This window comes from Paenibacillus sp. B-A-8 (assembly GCF_048572915.1).
GTDB lineage: Bacteria > Bacillota > Bacilli > Paenibacillales > Paenibacillaceae > Paenibacillus_AQ.
Map to the genome: position 1 here is coordinate 1,254,879 of NZ_CP183882.1, position 16,315 is coordinate 1,271,193.

16 protein-coding genes are annotated in these 16,315 nt (G+C 45.2%); 5 read left to right on the forward strand and 11 right to left on the reverse strand.

What is annotated here, in order from left to right; all coding sequences use genetic code 11:
• Window positions 1-41: 41 nt before the first annotated feature.
• The 3 genes from ACN6MV_RS05560 to ACN6MV_RS05570 all read right to left on the reverse strand — a co-directional run bounded on the left by ACN6MV_RS05560 (window position 42) and on the right by ACN6MV_RS05570 (window position 2,619).
• Window positions 42-848 (reverse strand): pyruvate, water dikinase regulatory protein, encoded by an 807-nt coding sequence (locus tag ACN6MV_RS05560; protein ID WP_419885874.1) that lies wholly within the window; start codon window positions 846-848, stop codon window positions 42-44.
• Between the two features lie 12 nt (window positions 849-860).
• Window positions 861-1,517, reverse strand: a complete 657-nt coding sequence (locus ACN6MV_RS05565) for a CBS domain-containing protein (protein WP_419885875.1) — start codon at window positions 1,515-1,517, stop codon at window positions 861-863.
• Between the two features lie 142 nt (window positions 1,518-1,659).
• A complete protein-coding gene (locus ACN6MV_RS05570; RefSeq protein WP_419885876.1) occupies window positions 1,660-2,619 on the reverse strand; it encodes a DMT family transporter in 960 nt (319 codons plus the stop codon).
• A 150-nt stretch (window positions 2,620-2,769) separates the two neighbouring features.
• Here ACN6MV_RS05570 and ACN6MV_RS05575 point away from each other — a divergent pair, with 150 nt between their 5' ends.
• Both ACN6MV_RS05575 and ACN6MV_RS05580 read left to right on the forward strand, forming a co-directional pair.
• Window positions 2,770-4,179 (forward strand): PLP-dependent aminotransferase family protein, encoded by a 1,410-nt coding sequence (locus ACN6MV_RS05575; protein WP_419885877.1) that lies wholly within the window; start codon window positions 2,770-2,772, stop codon window positions 4,177-4,179.
• A 136-nt stretch (window positions 4,180-4,315) separates the two neighbouring features.
• A complete protein-coding gene (locus ACN6MV_RS05580) occupies window positions 4,316-4,996 on the forward strand; it encodes a hypothetical protein (protein ID WP_375104986.1) in 681 nt (226 codons plus the stop codon).
• A 479-nt stretch (window positions 4,997-5,475) separates the two neighbouring features.
• Here the strand turns inward: ACN6MV_RS05580 and ACN6MV_RS05585 are convergent, their stop codons facing one another.
• From ACN6MV_RS05585 to ACN6MV_RS05605, 5 genes are all read right to left on the reverse strand, one after another.
• Window positions 5,476-6,885 (reverse strand): nucleoside recognition domain-containing protein, encoded by a 1,410-nt coding sequence (locus ACN6MV_RS05585; protein WP_076117948.1) that lies wholly within the window; start codon window positions 6,883-6,885, stop codon window positions 5,476-5,478.
• Window positions 6,863-7,594, reverse strand: coding sequence for a FeoB small GTPase domain-containing protein (locus ACN6MV_RS05590; RefSeq protein WP_419885878.1), 732 nt, complete (start codon window positions 7,592-7,594; stop codon window positions 6,863-6,865). Before ACN6MV_RS05590 ends, ACN6MV_RS05585 begins: the two co-directional genes overlap by 23 nt.
• Window positions 7,591-7,845, reverse strand: a complete 255-nt coding sequence (locus tag ACN6MV_RS05595; protein WP_042124651.1) for a FeoA family protein — start codon at window positions 7,843-7,845, stop codon at window positions 7,591-7,593. The genes ACN6MV_RS05590 and ACN6MV_RS05595 overlap by 4 nt, the downstream gene beginning before the upstream one ends.
• A gap of 272 nt (window positions 7,846-8,117) precedes the next feature.
• Window positions 8,118-8,576 carry an SRPBCC domain-containing protein gene (locus ACN6MV_RS05600; RefSeq protein WP_419885879.1) on the reverse strand — a complete coding sequence of 153 codons (459 nt, stop codon included), beginning with the start codon at window positions 8,574-8,576 and terminating at the stop codon, window positions 8,118-8,120.
• A gap of 102 nt (window positions 8,577-8,678) precedes the next feature.
• The gene (locus ACN6MV_RS05605; RefSeq protein WP_042124655.1) at window positions 8,679-9,635 is read right to left on the reverse strand and encodes a helix-turn-helix transcriptional regulator; all 957 of its coding nucleotides are present in this window, start codon (window positions 9,633-9,635) and stop codon (window positions 8,679-8,681) included.
• A 434-nt stretch (window positions 9,636-10,069) separates the two neighbouring features.
• Between ACN6MV_RS05605 and ACN6MV_RS05610 the strand changes: the two genes are divergently transcribed.
• Window positions 10,070-11,020, forward strand: a complete 951-nt coding sequence (locus ACN6MV_RS05610) for a GNAT family N-acetyltransferase (protein ID WP_052414471.1) — start codon at window positions 10,070-10,072, stop codon at window positions 11,018-11,020.
• A 423-nt stretch (window positions 11,021-11,443) separates the two neighbouring features.
• Here the strand turns inward: ACN6MV_RS05610 and ACN6MV_RS05615 are convergent, their stop codons facing one another.
• A complete protein-coding gene (locus ACN6MV_RS05615; RefSeq protein WP_076117945.1) occupies window positions 11,444-12,601 on the reverse strand; it encodes a phosphodiester glycosidase family protein in 1,158 nt (385 codons plus the stop codon).
• Window positions 12,602-12,777: 176 nt separating this feature from the next.
• On the opposite strand from ACN6MV_RS05615, the gene ACN6MV_RS05620 reads away from it, so the two are divergent.
• Complete coding sequence (locus ACN6MV_RS05620) at window positions 12,778-13,356, forward strand: histidine phosphatase family protein (protein ID WP_042124659.1); 579 nt, start codon at window positions 12,778-12,780, stop codon at window positions 13,354-13,356.
• 76 nt (window positions 13,357-13,432) lie between these two features.
• Window positions 13,433-14,251 (forward strand): GGDEF domain-containing protein, encoded by an 819-nt coding sequence (locus ACN6MV_RS05625; protein WP_081389765.1) that lies wholly within the window; start codon window positions 13,433-13,435, stop codon window positions 14,249-14,251.
• A 98-nt stretch (window positions 14,252-14,349) separates the two neighbouring features.
• Here the strand turns inward: ACN6MV_RS05625 and ACN6MV_RS05630 are convergent, their stop codons facing one another.
• Together ACN6MV_RS05630 and ACN6MV_RS05635 are read right to left on the reverse strand one after the other, a co-directional pair.
• Window positions 14,350-15,567: an SLC45 family MFS transporter gene (locus tag ACN6MV_RS05630; protein ID WP_341110838.1), complete on the reverse strand. Its 1,218-nt coding sequence runs from the start codon at window positions 15,565-15,567 to the stop codon at window positions 14,350-14,352.
• Window positions 15,568-15,584: 17 nt separating this feature from the next.
• The gene (locus ACN6MV_RS05635) at window positions 15,585-16,313 is read right to left on the reverse strand and encodes a glycerophosphodiester phosphodiesterase (RefSeq protein ID WP_042124663.1); all 729 of its coding nucleotides are present in this window, start codon (window positions 16,311-16,313) and stop codon (window positions 15,585-15,587) included.
• Window positions 16,314-16,315 lie beyond the last annotated feature (2 nt).

The window sequence follows — 16,315 nt, forward strand, 5'->3', positions numbered from 1 at the left end:
TAATTCCCTCCAGTACATCCCATATATTTTTATTCCGAATGTTAGATATAACCCATAATAATGCCGGCAGTTTCTTCTATAGCTTTGTCGGTAATATCGATTACAGGACAGCCTAGCTTTTTGAACAGAGAAGAGGCATATTCCATCTCCTCTGTAATCCGCTCCAGACTTGCATATTGGGAGCCAGTCGGTAACCCAAGCACCTTCAGCCGCTCGGAGCGGATCTTCAGCATATACTCCGGCTTCATGGTAAGTCCGATCAGTCGGTTCGACGGCAAGCTTAGCAGCTCTTGCGGAGGAGCAATTTCCGGAATAATCGGATAGTTAACGACTTTTTGTCCCCGATGGGCCAAAAAGATACTAAGCGGCGTCTTCGAGGTACGGGACATTCCTAGCAGAACGATATCAGCCTTCAGCATAGCGCCGAGATCGCGGCCATCATCACAGGCCACTGTGAATTCGATAGCCTCCATACGTCGGAAGTAGTTCTCATCAAGCTGGTGCAATAAACCCGGTCGCTGCTGAGGAGCGTCGTCAAACGTATCAATGAAAGCTTGCATCATTGGACCCATGATATCGACTATACGAAGGTCAAGCCGTACAGCCTCTTCTTTAATCATTTCTCTTAGCTCCGGCTGCACCAGCGTATAGACGACAAAACCTTTATGCTGCGCGGCTTCTTCCATAAGCTTCCGGAGCTCATCTTCATGTCTAATGTTCCCGTATCTTTTGATGGTGATCTGCTGATTCTGGAATTGGTGAATGACGGCCTGCACGACAGCTTCCGCCGTATCTCCTATAGAATCTGAGCAGATCGTTATTAGGTTGGAAGATTGCTCGATGCTCATGAATTCCTCCTGTTATCCTTTGGCTTCTAGTTCGAGGAGAAGTTTTACGATAGCAGTTTTCGTTAAGCGTCCTATGACATCCAGTTTCGTACCATTGTCTTCTGCGGCGCTGTGAACAACTACCGGTAAACTATCTACCTCGTGAAAAATCATTTTATGTGCGGCATCAAGCACCGTCTCATCTGGTGAAGTTGTGACTACTTTGGGCTGGCGAGTCATGACCATGCTTACGGGCATGGAAACTGCACCCGGATTGCCAAGAGTTACCTTCAGGAAATCTTTACGTGAAGCAACTCCGGTGAGCTTGCCCTCTTCGTCACAAATAATAAGGGTACCAACATCCTGTAGAAATAGCGTAACTACGGCATCTTGAATCGTAGTAGTCTCACGGATAATAATAGGTAGACTCTGAATCTCTTTTACCATTGTCTCCTGCAACAAATAATTGCTTCCCAGACGATTAGATGATTTGAGTCCCGGGAAGTAACCGACTTTAGGTTTAGCATCGATATATTTGAGCATAACCAGAACAGAGAGATCGGAGCGAATCGTTGGCCGTGTTAAATTCAGACATTCGGCTATCTGTTCGCCGGTAATCGGAGCTCTTTTGTTCACAATATCAATGATTTCTAGTTGACGTGGTGTCAGTTCGATCGTAATTCCCTCCACTTCAGATAAAAAGGCATTCCTCTTTAGAAAAGAAGCGCCGTTAAGCGAATCCTCCTTTCATATATGAGTCATATATAGATTTTTTTAGTTTAACTTGGTTATATAATACGCAATAGTGGTCATAAATGCAATATATAGTACGTCATATATTCTTTTTTTTAATAATTATAAGTTTTACGCTATTGCTTGACGCAGATGTACGGACCCTACGCTTTAGCATTAATTGCTTCAAGGCATCAGCATTGACCAGGATGGTTCCAGCAATAATGGTGAATACACCGAGGATCGTAACCCAATTCACGGCCTCATTATAAAAGAAAAAGCCAACCCCTACGGCAATCGGTGGAGAAATATAGAGCCAGGTAGAAGGAAACACAGGAGTTGTCTTAGCGACGAGCCAGTAGAACAACGAATGACCGACCATCGAGCCGATTACGATTAGATAGAGCAGTGAACCTGCGGTCTCGTAAGAGAGCAGAAACTCAGGATGTACATTTTCGGTGGCTAAAGAAAGAATGAATAATAACACACCACCATACATCATTTGGGCTGCATTAAGTGCGATTGGAGAGACCTCGGGCATACTGTTGATTACTTTTTTAGAATAAATCGCACCTACTGCGTAACAGCATTCCCCAATGAGGACAGCTGCGCAGCCGATGAGCCATAGCGGTGAAATATCAACGACAAGATTAGGTAGAACGAGCAGCAATACACCAGTTAATCCGATAATGCAGCCATATAGGGAGATGGCGGGTGCTTTTTGACGAAGAATAGAGGTTTGGAGTAATAGAATCATGATCGGTCCGGTCGCAGAGAGTACGGCTGCAAGCCCAGAAGATACATATTGTTCAGCCCAGTAAAGACCCGCGAAGGTGCCAAAGGTTAATGCAGACCCGGTGAAGAGCATTTCTTTACGCAGGAGCAGGGAGAAGCTAGCCTTTCGTTTCCAGACCATCCATAGAAATAGTACAGCACCTGCAACGAAAAAACGTAAGCCAGCTGAAAAGAAGGGCGGCGCACCAGCATCCACACCAATTTTGATAGCTAGAAAGGTCGTGCCGAAGATCAGACATACAAGTGCATAAGCGAATAAGATCATTTTGAAAGTCCCCTTTAATGTGTTAAATCATTTTGTTAATCATATAGGGGAGTATACAGAACAGATGACGTTGAGTAGAACAGATGACTTCGGAAATCGTGTACAATACTGTAAATGGGAATAAGTTGTTCGGAGAGGAGTTGCAGTGAGGTGAAAAAGTCAGCAAGCAGTGAGCATAATCATCCCTTGTTTCGGCAGGTATATGAATTTTTAGTGAATCGGATGGAGCGAGGGGAGTGGGGGGCGCATGATAAGCTTCCTTCTATACGGCTGCTGGCGGAGGATTTAAAGGTACATCGACTGACGGTATTCAAAGCGTATAGAATGCTGACGGAGGATGGAAAGGTATATGTAAAAGATAAATCGGGTTATTATGTATCGCCAGTAAGCCGGCTTTCTTCTATAGAAGAGGGTGCCGCAGTATCTTCTTATGCGCTCACTAATCCGCTTTCAGATATACAAAGAGTGCCGACCAAGTATCAGTTCTCGCAGGCGCTGATTGATCCGGGACTTTTGCCAAACCTTTTTCTATCGGACTATGTTAAAAAAGTGTTCGATTTATATCCCAAGGTAATGGGGACATACTCTTCGGTTCAGGGGGATGAAGAGCTACGGGAGACGCTAAGCCGTCATTTTCGGAAGAAACATCGGCTACAGCTATCCTCGGAAGAGCTGCTTATTACTTCGGGTGCACAGCAGGCAATCAATCTGATCGCACGAATTGTACTCGGGCCTTTAGACACGGTGCTTGTGGAGCGACCAACCTACAGTGTGGCCATGGATATTTTTCGCCGGGAGGGGGCGCGGCTGATTCCGGTGGAGATCACCCCGACGGGGTATGACTTGGAGAGAGTTGAGGCTTTGATGAAAAAGCATAAGCCGCGTATGTTCTATATTAATCCGACCCATCACAATCCAACCGGATATACGGTGCCGGTGCAGCAACGCAAACTGTTAGTAGAGCTAGCCGAGCGTTATCGCTGTCTACTGGTAGAGGATGATCCATTCCGCGATATGTATTTTGAAGAGGAGCCCCCGCCGCCTTTTTTTGCTTATGATACGGAGGGCTGGGTGATTTATATCAGCAGCTTCAGTAAATATGTAGCTCCAGGCTTACGGATCTGCGCGGTGGCTTGTAGATATCCATTTATGGAGCGCCTGATCACCGCTAAATCACTGGCAGACAATGGGACTCCGCTGCTTAATCAAAAGATATTTCTACATTACTATACTTCAGCACGCTTGCAGAATCATCTCGGTAAGCTGCGTATTGCGCTTCAGGTGCATAAAGAAATCGTGGAAGAAGAACTGGCTGCAACCGGGTGGGAGTGGACGCCTCCGCAAGGTGGTTTAAATCTATGGGTGAAGCTGCCGGGGCATCTTTCGGTGGATCGACTGTTTGCTTCAAGTATGGCGCAGTCCATTGCATTTGTACCAGGAGAGCTGTTTGATCCGCTGGGGGAAATGAAGTCGAGAATTCGAATTAGCTATTCCTTCGCCAGTGAAGGGGTATTGCGTGAAGGACTTCAGCGATTGATTGTTATAGCGCGGGGGTTATGAGTAGGTACATTAGATATGAGAGACCAATGAAGACCAATCCGGGCAGAATTGACTAGACTTGTATAACTTGTTTTACAATTCCTGTAACACTTTCCACATCTGCTCCGTCTGTAAGATAAAGAAGGAGGTTATTAAGGTGCGAAAGTTCAATTTTCGAAGTCCAGTGATGATAATTCTATGTATTACATTAATATTTATGGCTTTGCTGACGGTGCGTCCCTCCGTTACTTATGCATGTTCCTGTGTTGTACCCGCGGAGCCGCTTGAGGCTCTGGAGTCAAGCTCGGCCGTCTTTGTGGGGAAGGTAGTAAAGATAAAGGAGCCAAGGGGAACTATAATCTCATCCGCGGATCCAGTAAAAGTAACCTTTGAGGTTGGTTCCAGCTGGAAAGGGGTCGAGGGGAATAAGGTTACCTTGACCACTGCTTTATCGTCTGCCAGCTGCGGGTTTGAATTCGTGGAAGGGGAAAGTTATATCGTCTATGCAAATGATAATAGGGAAGGAGATTCAGGTGAAATAGTGGCCAGTTTATGCAGTCGAACGAAGCTGCTTGCCTCGGCATCAGAGGATCTGAAGGAGCTTGGACCTAGTATATCGGCAGGGACTCCTACTGCTACTCCGGAGGTAACATCAAATCATTCGCCGAAATCAGGAGCTGGGAATAATGGTGCGACTGATGTTGAGGGGAAACCAGCTGCGGACAGTGACTCTTTTCCACTTGTGAATGTTGGGATCAGTGGAGTCATTATCGTTTTGATAGCGATAGTTGGCGCTGTGATCTACCGTCGTAGAGATGGTGGAACGCGAAAAAAATGACGCTAATTGTAGGGTCACGTTATGTCGTGATGAAATAAGCGGTCGCCGGAGAGTTATTCTGGCGACCGCTTATTTGTTTGAGCTGACCTTAAATAGGTGGTGTGCAGTGTGGGTGCTGGTGCTCAAATATAGCTCGGATCATCAAAACTCGAAATTAGGGAAATCATCCCTAATTTAATCGTATTTTATTCTATATGATCGATAATTGAGGAATTCCTCCCTAAAATTCTGCGGAAACCGCCTATTTTTCCTATAATCGACTATTTATTAGGGAGAATTTCCGCAAAAAGTTTAATTTGCACTTACAAAGTTCGAATTTTGGGGAGAATTTCCCTAATTATGAGTTCAAGGAGGGCGGAATTTTGTGAGATACGGTTAACATTAGATGTTGTAAGGTGAGACAAGGTAAATTTAGTTAATGTAAGTTGAAATCAGTTAAAGTTCGCTGATGTCAGGTGAATTCATGCCGCAAGCTTACGTCACACCCACCCGAACAACCGAGCGAGTTGTGCAACAACGAAGGTTACTCCAATGGCGATACCGAGTGGGATGACTGCGGAGAGAACAGCCCACTTCATGCTTTTCGTTTCCTTATAGATGTTCACGAGTGTCGTACCGCAAGGATAGTGGAGCAAGGAGAACAGCATCATGTTAAGTGCGGTCAGCCAAGTCCAGCCATGTGATAAAAAGACATCTTTGATGCTGCCCAAGCTGTCGATATCGACCATAGCTCCTGAGGACATATAGCCCATAAGCAGGATAGGCAGGACGATTTCATTTGCAGGAAGACCAAGAATAAAGGCCATGATGATAAAGCCATCCATGCCGAGCATGTGTGCAAAGGGATCAAAGAATGCAGCCATATGATTCAGGACAGAATCCCCGCCAATAAACAGATTACCTAAAATCCAAGTGATAATTCCAGCAGGCGCAGCTACCACGATTGCCCGAGTAAGTACGTTTAAGGACTTATCTTTGGAGGAAATAAGTATGGTCTTCCAAATTTGCGGCCGGCGATAGGGTGGGAGTTCCAGTGTGTAATGTGTTGGAACACCGCGCAGCGCAGTTTTGGACATGACCCAGGAAACCGTCAGTGTAACAACGATGCCGATTAGCACCATCCCCATAAGTACGGAGGCGGTTGTGAGCGAACGGAGTGCGCCTGTCGTAGCGGCACCTGCCATGAATAAGGAAGACAGTAAAATCAATGTCGGCCAGCGGCCGTTACATGGAACGAAATTGTTGGTCAAAATCGCGAGCATCCGTTCACGCGGCGATTCGATGATTCGTGTGGAGAGGATAGCGGCGGCATTACAGCCGAAACCCATAGACATGGTCAACGCTTGCTTGCCGTGGCCTCCTGATTTTTTGAACAACCGGTCCATGTTAAAAGCAACTCTTGGCAGATACCCGAAATTCTCAAGCAGCGCGAACACTGGGAAAAATATCATCATTGGCGGCAGCATGACGCTGATTACCCATGAGGTTCCTCGATATAATCCGAGAACAAGCACACCGTGCAGCCAAGCGGGAGCATGGATCGCCTCGAATCCGGCCGTCAGATAACCTTCAATGAAGCCGAAGAAGGAAGCTAGCCAGCTTGAAGGATAGTTGGCGCCGGCAATTGTAATCCAGAACACGATACCGAGGATGGCGAGCATAATAGGGAATCCCCATATTTTTGAGGTAACGATATTATCTAGCTTATAAGTGCTGTTCAGCTTTTTCTTATCTTGATAAGTGACTGCATCCCCGCAAATGCCTGCGGATACGCCGTAAATGCCGCTTACAATCTCATCTCGAATCGATCCGCTGTCAGCGAGCTTCTTCGCTGTAGACAGCAGGGAATCTAAAGGATCTAATCCCTTAGTGATATGCGGTGACTCCATGACCGATGACCTCCTTTGCTTCAGGTAAATCTTTATCCTTCATGTTCTCTTTAAGAGAAGTTAGTAGGCTGTCATCACCGTCCAGCAGGCGGAGTGCAATCCAGCGGGCTGGGTATTTGCTGCCGATGGTTTGTTCTACCAGTGGGGTAAGCTCTGCAATTCCTCGTTCAATCTCCTCGTTGTACGTAATTCGCAGTGGTTGTGCGGTGAATGCACCTGTAGCGACTCTCTCCACCTGGTCCAATAACGCCTCAATGCCGATTTTATTACGAGCTGATATCGCTACAACAGGCACGCCGAGACGTTTGGAAATGCGCTTCAGATTGATGTCGATACCCAGTTTTCGGGCTTCATCAATGAGGTTGATGCAGACGACAGTCCGCCCGGTAATCTCTAGCACTTGCAAGGCAAGGTTGAGGTTTCGTTCTAGCGAAGTAGCATCAAGTACGACTAGTGTCACATCGGGTTGTTCAAAAATAATATAATCTCTAGCCGCTTCTTCATCAGCGGAATTCGAGTACAAGGAATACGTACCAGGAAGATCTACTGCTAGGTACGTATGGTCTTTATGCTTAAACTCGCCTTCAGCAGTAATGACGGTTTTACCTGCCCAGTTTCCAGTATGCTGGCGCATGCCGGTCAGCAGATTGAAAAGCGTGCTTTTGCCAGTGTTAGGATTGCCTGCAAAAGCGACTGTGAACTGACTCATGCCTCAACACCTCCGATTACTTCTCCGAATATTAAAGAACTTTCTTCTCTACGCAATGCAATGGTCGTGTTGCTTACCCGAAAAGCTATAGGATCTCCTAATGGACTGCGTCGCAATACCTCTACGGCATTCCCCACTACAAACCCGAGATCCAGTAATCTTCTTCTAAGTACGCCCTGAACTTCAATGCCGCTGATACGTAGCGTGCTGCCTTTAGCCGCTTCTGATAATGGAATACTAGTTCCAGACATAAGATCTCCTTCTTTCATCTATTGTTATTTGTATTTTTATGGTTATTATTTTGTGCATTGGAATTTTTCTTGCGGTCTAACACAATATTAGTATATGCGAACAACTTTGTCCCTGCAACAAGAATGTTTCCCTAAGGCAAAATTAATTTAGGCAGCAAAAAGCCCCTAACGGAAGAAGGCTTGCGCTCTCCAGCCGAGGGGCTAAGGTTGAGTCTACTCATAGGCTTGTCTTTAATTGGAACAGTCTAATCCAAGTTGTATCAGCCGTGATGTTACGTCCAGCTTCCAAAATCAAGCGTGCGACCAGTCTCTACTAAGGTTTTGGTATTACTTAGAATTTGCCACCAAGCGCTGGTGCTTCCGGCATACGAAGGATCTTCAGGATGCCATTCATCGTGGATAAGCGTGAGCTTTGTAGTTCCACCCACCGGTCCAAGCAGCCAAGAAATACGCGATTCATATCTTTCATGTCCTTTATGATAGGAGGGGCCGACCTGATGAGTGAAACGTAGTGCTTTTTGTGGGGTGAACTCGAGCAGAGTCCCATAGACATGCAGCGTTTCATCTCCATCTGCACCGGGCCCGATGTATTCCAGTAATTCTCCTTCTTTGAAGGTCGAACGAATAACGCTGCCGTAATAAATCTGCTTCGTACCTTCCGGAGAGATTAAGGTTTCCCATACCTGCTCAGGTGTTCCGTCAATATAAAACTCATAGTGAAGTTCTTTCATTGGTTATTCCTCCTTGGTTTCTACTTTCCTTAACTCCTCTTACTCTTTTACACTATATAAAAGGATCACTGACAACTACGGTCAGTGATCCTAAAGAATAATTTAAGTTTTATAATGAGCTGCTAAGTTGGAGGCAATGTCAGCTAGTCTTTCTTTCAGTGAAGAAGGTTCTATGATGCGTAACGTGGTTCCATAAGGCAACAAGAAATAGGGCAAATAGGTGAGTAAAGAAGCTTCGTCTACTAGAAAGCGGGCTTGTCCTTCCATGCGCTGTACCAGCGTATGCCCGAATAACCAATGGCTGCATAAATCATTCAAGATTCCTTCGTCTGATGCGATGATTACTGTAACTAGTTCCGCATCCGTATTGCGTGCAGGCAGTAAGTTTTTTAACAAAAAATCACGTGCAGAGAAGTCAGCAGGACGAGCAAACACAGCTTCTGTACGGTGGAGTTCAACCATTCTATCGACCCGGAAACTGCGAATTTCTTGCCGCTCGTGGCAGTAAGCTACGGTGTACCATTGGCCCTTCCACAATACAAGTCCGTAAGGATCAATAGCTCGGGAGGATATGTTTTCTCCATTCCCCTTACGATACTCCATTTGCAGGGTGTACCCGTTGGCTGTCCCCAGCTCTAATTCTTGGATCAGGTGGCTAAGCGGCGGGGAAGGAGAGTGGATCGTCTCAATACCATTCTCATGCCGCTCCATCTGTTCTAATTGCTGCGCATTGCTATACCTTTTGAGCTTAGAGAGGGCTCGGTCTAGAGCATCTACATAAGGATAACCGGTTCCCTTAGCAAAGGATGAGGCTTGTAGAAGGGCGCGTTGTTCTTCGGAATCAAAGAATAATGGAGCTTCGATAAAATGTTCGGGTAAGCTATAACCGCCGCCAGGTCCGCTATCTGCGATAACGGGTACACCACTGATGCAAAGCGCGTCGATGTAACGGTATACGGAGCGGACACTGATCTCTAACGCTTCAGCTAGTTCTCCGGCGGTTCTTCCCCGCTGCTTGAGCATCCAGAGAATAGATAACATATGATCGGCCTTGGACATGAATCAGGGCCTCCTTGCCAGTGGTATTGAATAACTATAGCAAGTTTAACGTTAAGTCACTGTTTCGCCAACCGGAACCGGAACCGGATTCATTAAACCACTATTTACTTGACTAACCCTTTTAATAGAGGCAGGTAGAGATTCATTCAACTTTATTCTCAGTATCGCTTAGGAGAAACGCTAACTTGCTTCAGAGGGTAAGCTTAATTTAAGGTGCTTTGTACATCTATTTCTGCTTAAATCACCACCAGAATCCGTTTAGTTGTACTTTGTACATTTAACAGTTCGGTAGAGGTATTGATTTTTACTCGGAAATTGGTATTTTGTGAACGCACTATTCATTTTTTGGCGTATTAAATAATAATAACTAAATTTGACATGTTATTGATTTTTAATCCCCTGTAATATGAAATTAAAGGAAAGGGGTGTGGAAAATGAAATTTAATTTTAGACCTTACCGTTCTGAAGATCTGCTTAAGGTCCGTGATTTTCTTATACATAGTTATAGTAAGCTAAAAGGTCCAAATACTTGGCTTATAGACCGCTGGGAATTCGTTATTTATTTTCAAGAGACGCAAGGTGGGACGCTGGATCAGTGGGAACGAAACGTAGGCTTATGGGAGTATGATGATGGAGAGCTGGCTGCCGTAGTATGCATGGACGATGGATTTTACTTTCAATGTGCAGAGAAGAACCCTCCAGAAAGCTTGCTTGATGACATGTTTTCCTTTGCTGAACAGAGAGTTGGGGATGAGAATGAGGGTTTCGTACAGCTGTATGTTCCAATACCGGAGTTCATGTCCTCTGCTGCAGCGGTTGCTAATAAGAGAGGTTATAGTCTAACTAAGAAACGGGAGAGTGTAAACTCTCTGCAGTTGGATAAAGAATTTCCTGTTGCGCTACCCTCTGGCTTCAGAATCTGTAGTGGTGATGAGATCGATGTGACTTCAAAAGCACTCGGACATATTATGGCCTTCGACTATGCAGACACACCGGAGGCTGAGCTAACGCTGCAGCATTATGGAAATATCAGAAAAGCGCCGAGCTACAACTCACATTTAGATCTCAGTATCGTGAACGAAGCTGGTGAAGTCGTCTCCTTCTGTAATATTTTTTGGGACAGTGTTAATGGAATTGGCATACTGGAGCCTGTAGGCACATCCATTAGATATAGATCACTGGGACTTGGTCGGGCGGTTTTGCATGAAGGATTTAACCGTTTAAGAGAGCTTGGTGCTATCAAAGTCTATGTAGGTTCGATGCAGCCGTTCTACGAAAAATTGGGGTTTAATACCGAAGTTTGGCTGCAAGTATGGGAGTACTCTGGTCACATTTATGAAGCTGTTCGTGATGATCTCAACACTGGAAACGTGAGTAGTAAGTAGGTTGGCAGCACGTCATAAATAATCCCCTTGATGCGTAAGACATCGAGGGGATTATTGTTTTTTTATTTTGGCTGAACAATACAATGATACGTTAAGATATGCTCGCATAGGAGTTGAAACTTCTGTTGTTGATTGCACTTTGTACAATAGATTCTATCAAAAAGCAGCTGGAATCTGCTTCTATTGCACATTCTGCAATCAATTGTTGTGAGAACGGCTGACTATTACAAATGCGTCGTATTCTAATGTACAAAATACAACAGAATCCCATTTTCCTATAAAAAAGAATGCTTCTATTGCACAAACTGCAATAGAAGCATCAAAAGAAGTATTCTTAGAAGCCGAAGCCGAAGCCGAAGCCGAAACCGAAACCAAAGCACGGAGCGTAGCACAACGCGCGTACGATCCGCCGGCTAGATCTTTCTATTGATATTTAACTACAATCGCATTGCTAATCTGACGCCCAGGGGTCGTGAGATATTTGCCATTGTAGTACAGTCCGCTCGACGCGCCGCCATCCAGATTCATGGCTTGATACGCACCAGCCTGCTTCATCATTTCGGCCAGCTGCGGGATAGTAGCTCCACCAGTGGTCAGCAGAATCAGCTTGTGGTCCCGAGTGAGACCAAGTGCGCTGCGGGCGCCGCCGCCGGTTAAGATTTTAGGATCTTTGAAGCCTTCTGCCGCTACATTAAGAGATACCTTGCCGTTCACAAGAAGTCGCGGACCAGCTTGAAGTGCTCCTTCCATGGAACCGGAAGCGAAGCGGCTTGTGAAATCCAGCCCTGGAATAAGCGAGGCAAGATGGTTACTGTCATAGGTGAAAATTGTTCGGCGATCCCCGGAGCTATTTTTGAGCATTTTTCCGCCACTGACCATGTAGCCGTAAGGAGCCTTGTAAGCCCCTTTGGTGTAAGCATCAAAGAAGGTACCATTAATTGCAACTACGGCATTATTGCGCTTAGCTAGACTGCTCAGGTCCTCTACCTTTCCAATTGTATTTCCTGCTAATACAACATCAAGCTTCACCTTAGGATGCAGTAGGGATACCGTAACCGTCTGGGCTTTGTAAGATTTGCCACCCACCTTGAAAGTTTTACTAGCACTGACAACGGGGGAGGAATCTGTTTTGATAAGTGCGCCAGTCTGTACAGGAACAGTCGATGAAATATCGCTATTAGTCAGGGTTACAGAAGAGGCTTCCTGATTCCAATCTAATTGAATGCCCAGCGTTTTGCTGATAAAGGACAAAGGGATATATACCGTACCGTTATCACTAAAAGCGGAGTCGGTTAGTGTAACGGACTTGTCATTGACGAGTGCAGCTGCTTGTCCTACAGTAAGTGTAATCTTAGTGTCTGCGTTCGTAATGGTTATACGTTTGTCACTCGCATTCATTTCAGCATGTATGCCCGTGAAATTATTTAAGAGGCGCAGTGGGATGTACGAATGGTTATTTTTGGTCACATACACGGTGTTTTTCGGAACCGGAGCAGCACCAACAGTGGAGGAACAAAATGTGTAAACCGGAATGAAACATAGAAGGAATGCAAGAAAGAACGGGAACAATAACTTTTTCATATTAACCAAAATCTCCTTATCCTGTAGCTGATGTAAAAAGCGGTAAGGTTTATTATACCTCAAGTTCTAAAACATGGATAACTCTCATTTTTCAAATACTCATGGAAGGATTCTGATAGAATATAGATACCATTAAAAGAATAGTACTAGAACTCAACAACTAAAGGGAGATCTTTATGACTACAATAGGCTTAATTCGCCATGGAAGCACAGCGTGGAATAAGGAAGGCAGAGCACAAGGACATACGGATAATCCATTGGATACTGAAGGCCTGGAGCAGGCGGCTCTTCTTGCCGAACGGCTAAGCACAGAACATTGGGACTATTTATATTCAAGTGATTTACTAAGAGCAAGACAAACAGCAGAGGTAATTGCTACAAGGCTCGGCATGGAGATCGCCGGTTTAGCACCGGGTATCCGTGAGATGAACGCAGGGCTAATTGAGGGGACTACGGAACAAGATCGTGTTGAACGCTGGGGAAGCGGGTGGAAGACATTAGATTTGGGACTGGAAAATCCAGAAGCCAGCGAGATCAGAGGTAGTCAGGCGATCGAAGAAATTGCGGAGAAACATCCGGGCAGTCGTATACTGGTGGTTAGCCATGGTGCGATTTTGCGTAGTACGCTTAGACGACTTATTCCAGATCTGAACGTAACCGTTTTGCTGAGCAATACGTCTATCACTCAGATTACTAAATCCGATGCAACCTGGAACTGTGAGCTGTACAATTGTGCGCAGCATTTGACGATGTAATTAGTGTTCAGAAAATGTTCAGAGCATTTTAATATAGTAATTGCTCAGAAAGCTAATCATTTTTGTAGTCAGAAGGATGTGCGAATCTAAGGTGGCAGAGGTCCAGATTTACTTACAAACGTTATTATCCATTCTCATCGCAGCAGCGGCCGGTTATTTAGTACTAAGGCTTTACCGGGATATTTCTTCTAAAACGCCTCAAAAAAGAGCGATTCATACCGGCCTTTCCGTTATCATTATCGTCGCCTCCCTATGGAGCATGCACCAGCTAGGCGTAAAAACTTTACTGGGAAATGAAGTGGCCGATGATGGGATTATTATACCGCTATTGGTCTATGGACTTACGATAGCCCTAATCATGTTTTTGATTACACGAATGAATCTAGTATGGGCTGAAAGAGAGCAATTGAAAGAGCTGGCATATAAGGATGCTTTGACAGGGTTACTGAATAAGAATGGAATGGATCATTTTTGGGATCGGTGCAAGGTAAATGAACAGCTTGCTGTGTTGTTTCTGGATCTGAATCGTTTCAAATCGATCAATGACAGCTTGGGGCATCATGTGGGGGACTTACTGCTGCAAGAGGTGGGTAAAAAGTTAATTCAATTCTCCAGCAAAAGAAAACGTCATATCTTCCGCGTGGGCGGGGATGAATTTGTAATTGTCGCTAAAGGTTGCTCCCAGAAGGAAGCGGAGCAGCTTGCTGTGCGGATTCTGGAGAAGACGACTAAGAGTTACCAGCTAGGTGAGCATAACTTGTTCGTCTCCATGAGTATAGGGATCAGCATAAGTCATGGTAAGGTGGATCATTTTAGGCTGCTTAACGAAGCAGATACAGCGATGTACGCCGCCAAACAACTCGGTACGGGGCGTTACTCCGTCTATAAGAATTAGAATGTGTTTGTGTAAAATACAAGCGGCAGCCATGGACCTCATCATAAGTCCTGGACTGCCGCTATTTTTATTGGACTAACTATACTCTTGGGATGAAATTATGCGCCAGGCGAATGAATACTATTAGTCACTTGTTTGCTGCCCTTCATGAGGAACAAGCAGACAAGAGCAACTGCCATACTAATCGCCGCCACGTAGAACAGGATCGAGTAATCAAAGATATCAATCATAAGTCCCAGTAGTGGAGGCGAACTGATGGCAGCCAGAGAAGAGACCAGATAATACATCCCTGTTCGTGTGCCAATACTTTCTTCTGTTCCTGTTGCCACAACATAAGGATAGGAATTGATATTAATGCAAGCCCAGAAGACTCCACCCAGCAACAGTAATCCACGAAGGAGCAAAAGGTCCTTTGCAAAACCGACAAGAGCAAAGATGGTCATTAGTCCGCATACGCCGATGATGATCATCTTTTTCTTTCCGAATCTTCCGCCCAGCCAGCCGCTCGGTATGGCGAACAGCACAAAAGCTAAAGAGAAGAAGGTGAGCGAGAAAGAAGCCGCTTGTTCACTAAGACCGAGATGATGTTTGCCATATAAGGTAAACAGTGTCTCAACGCCTTGATAAGCTACGAACCAGAAGAAAATCGCCGCTAGCAAAAATACTGTTGTACGGTCAAGCTGACTTCGAAAGGAAATACGTGAGGGCTTGGTGGCAGTAACAGCTTCTGAAGGAAGCTTCATTTGTACGTTTACGCCATCCCGATTTTCTTTTATGAAGCGTGATACGATAAACAGACATAACAAGGTAATCAGTCCAGCAACGATAAACGGAAGCGCTGGATTTGATTTATACAGGATCGAACCTACGCCGAAAGCGAGTATAGAACCGAACCCACCCATGAAATTAATCAGCCCGTTTGCCTTCGTACGCTGTTCTTCAGGTGTAATATCCGGCATAAGGGCGACGGTTGGTGAACGGTATAAGCTCATGGCCAGATTCATCAGCATCATAAACAACAGAAGTGTAAATAGTCCGGTATGGAACGGAATCAGCATGGTTAGCACGGCAGCGAAAGGCATACCGATCATAAGATAAGGCATTCTGCGTCCAAAACGTGAGGTAGTGCGGTCACTGCGGTTGCCGATCCAAGGCTGCAGGAATAAGGCAAAGTAATTATCAATCGTCATCAAGAAGCTGATAAGTGCCACACTATGTACGTATTTTTCTAGAAAAAAGGGTACAAATGCGTTATACAGACTCCACGTAATGCTGATGCTGAAAAAGCCGAATCCGAGCAACCAGACTTTTTTCACACAGTCACACTCCCTTATTATTTAGCTAGAAGCCCAGCCAGCACATCTGGATGATCTGTAATAATACCTGATACTCCAGCTTCGATTAAAGCCTTCATCCGCTCTGGATCATTAACAGTCCAAGGATGATAAGCGATGCCATGTTTAGCTGCTTCTTCGACAAATTCAGGAAGTACCGCTTGATGATAAGCATGTAGTGCGTTTGCGCCAAGCGTAGCTGCATAATCCCAAGGACGATACAGACCTTCCCCGTATAGAATTCCTGTCTTGATCTCAGGTGCGATCGTTTTACTGTGAGCTAGTGAATAATGGTTGAAGCTCGAAAAAATCACGCGATCGCTCATCTTGAAATCCCGTACAGCCGCGATAACCTTTTCCTCCATACCCGGGTAAAAGAAAGTACCATTTTTAAACTCGATATTTAGTACTGTATCTCGTCCTTGCAGCAGATCTAACAAATCCTCCAGCATCGGAATGCGCTCAGCTTTAAATTCGGGACTGAACCAAGAGCCCGCGTCCACTTCCAAAATTTCTGCAAGGGTCTTATCCTTCACATAGCCGCTTCCGCTTGTCGTACGGTTTAGAGTTTCATCATGAATAAGAACAAGTCCGCCATCTTTGGTCATTTGTACATCGGTTTCAATACCGGTTGCACCTAACTCAAGACCTTTGCGGAACGCTGCCATAGTATTTTCCGGACACACTGCCGATGCGCCGCGATGCGCAAAATTAATAATGTTTTTCATCA

Coding starts and splice junctions, on each gene's coding strand:
- ACN6MV_RS05635 (WP_042124663.1), bottom strand. CDS start 16,313: ATGAAAAACATTATTAATTTTGCGCATCGCGGCGCATCGGCAGTGTGT.
- ACN6MV_RS05610 (WP_052414471.1), top strand. CDS start 10,070: ATGAAATTTAATTTTAGACCTTACCGTTCTGAAGATCTGCTTAAGGTC.
- ACN6MV_RS05615 (WP_076117945.1), bottom strand. CDS start 12,601: ATGAAAAAGTTATTGTTCCCGTTCTTTCTTGCATTCCTTCTATGTTTC.
- ACN6MV_RS05600 (WP_419885879.1), bottom strand. CDS start 8,576: ATGAAAGAACTTCACTATGAGTTTTATATTGACGGAACACCTGAGCAG.
- ACN6MV_RS05620 (WP_042124659.1), top strand. CDS start 12,778: ATGACTACAATAGGCTTAATTCGCCATGGAAGCACAGCGTGGAATAAG.
- ACN6MV_RS05560 (WP_419885874.1), bottom strand. CDS start 848: ATGAGCATCGAGCAATCTTCCAACCTAATAACGATCTGCTCAGATTCT.
- ACN6MV_RS05605 (WP_042124655.1), bottom strand. CDS start 9,635: ATGTCCAAGGCCGATCATATGTTATCTATTCTCTGGATGCTCAAGCAG.
- ACN6MV_RS05570 (WP_419885876.1), bottom strand. CDS start 2,619: ATGATCTTATTCGCTTATGCACTTGTATGTCTGATCTTCGGCACGACC.
- ACN6MV_RS05590 (WP_419885878.1), bottom strand. CDS start 7,594: ATGAGTCAGTTCACAGTCGCTTTTGCAGGCAATCCTAACACTGGCAAA.
- ACN6MV_RS05625 (WP_081389765.1), top strand. CDS start 13,433: ATGTGCGAATCTAAGGTGGCAGAGGTCCAGATTTACTTACAAACGTTA.
- ACN6MV_RS05585 (WP_076117948.1), bottom strand. CDS start 6,885: ATGGAGTCACCGCATATCACTAAGGGATTAGATCCTTTAGATTCCCTG.
- ACN6MV_RS05595 (WP_042124651.1), bottom strand. CDS start 7,845: ATGTCTGGAACTAGTATTCCATTATCAGAAGCGGCTAAAGGCAGCACG.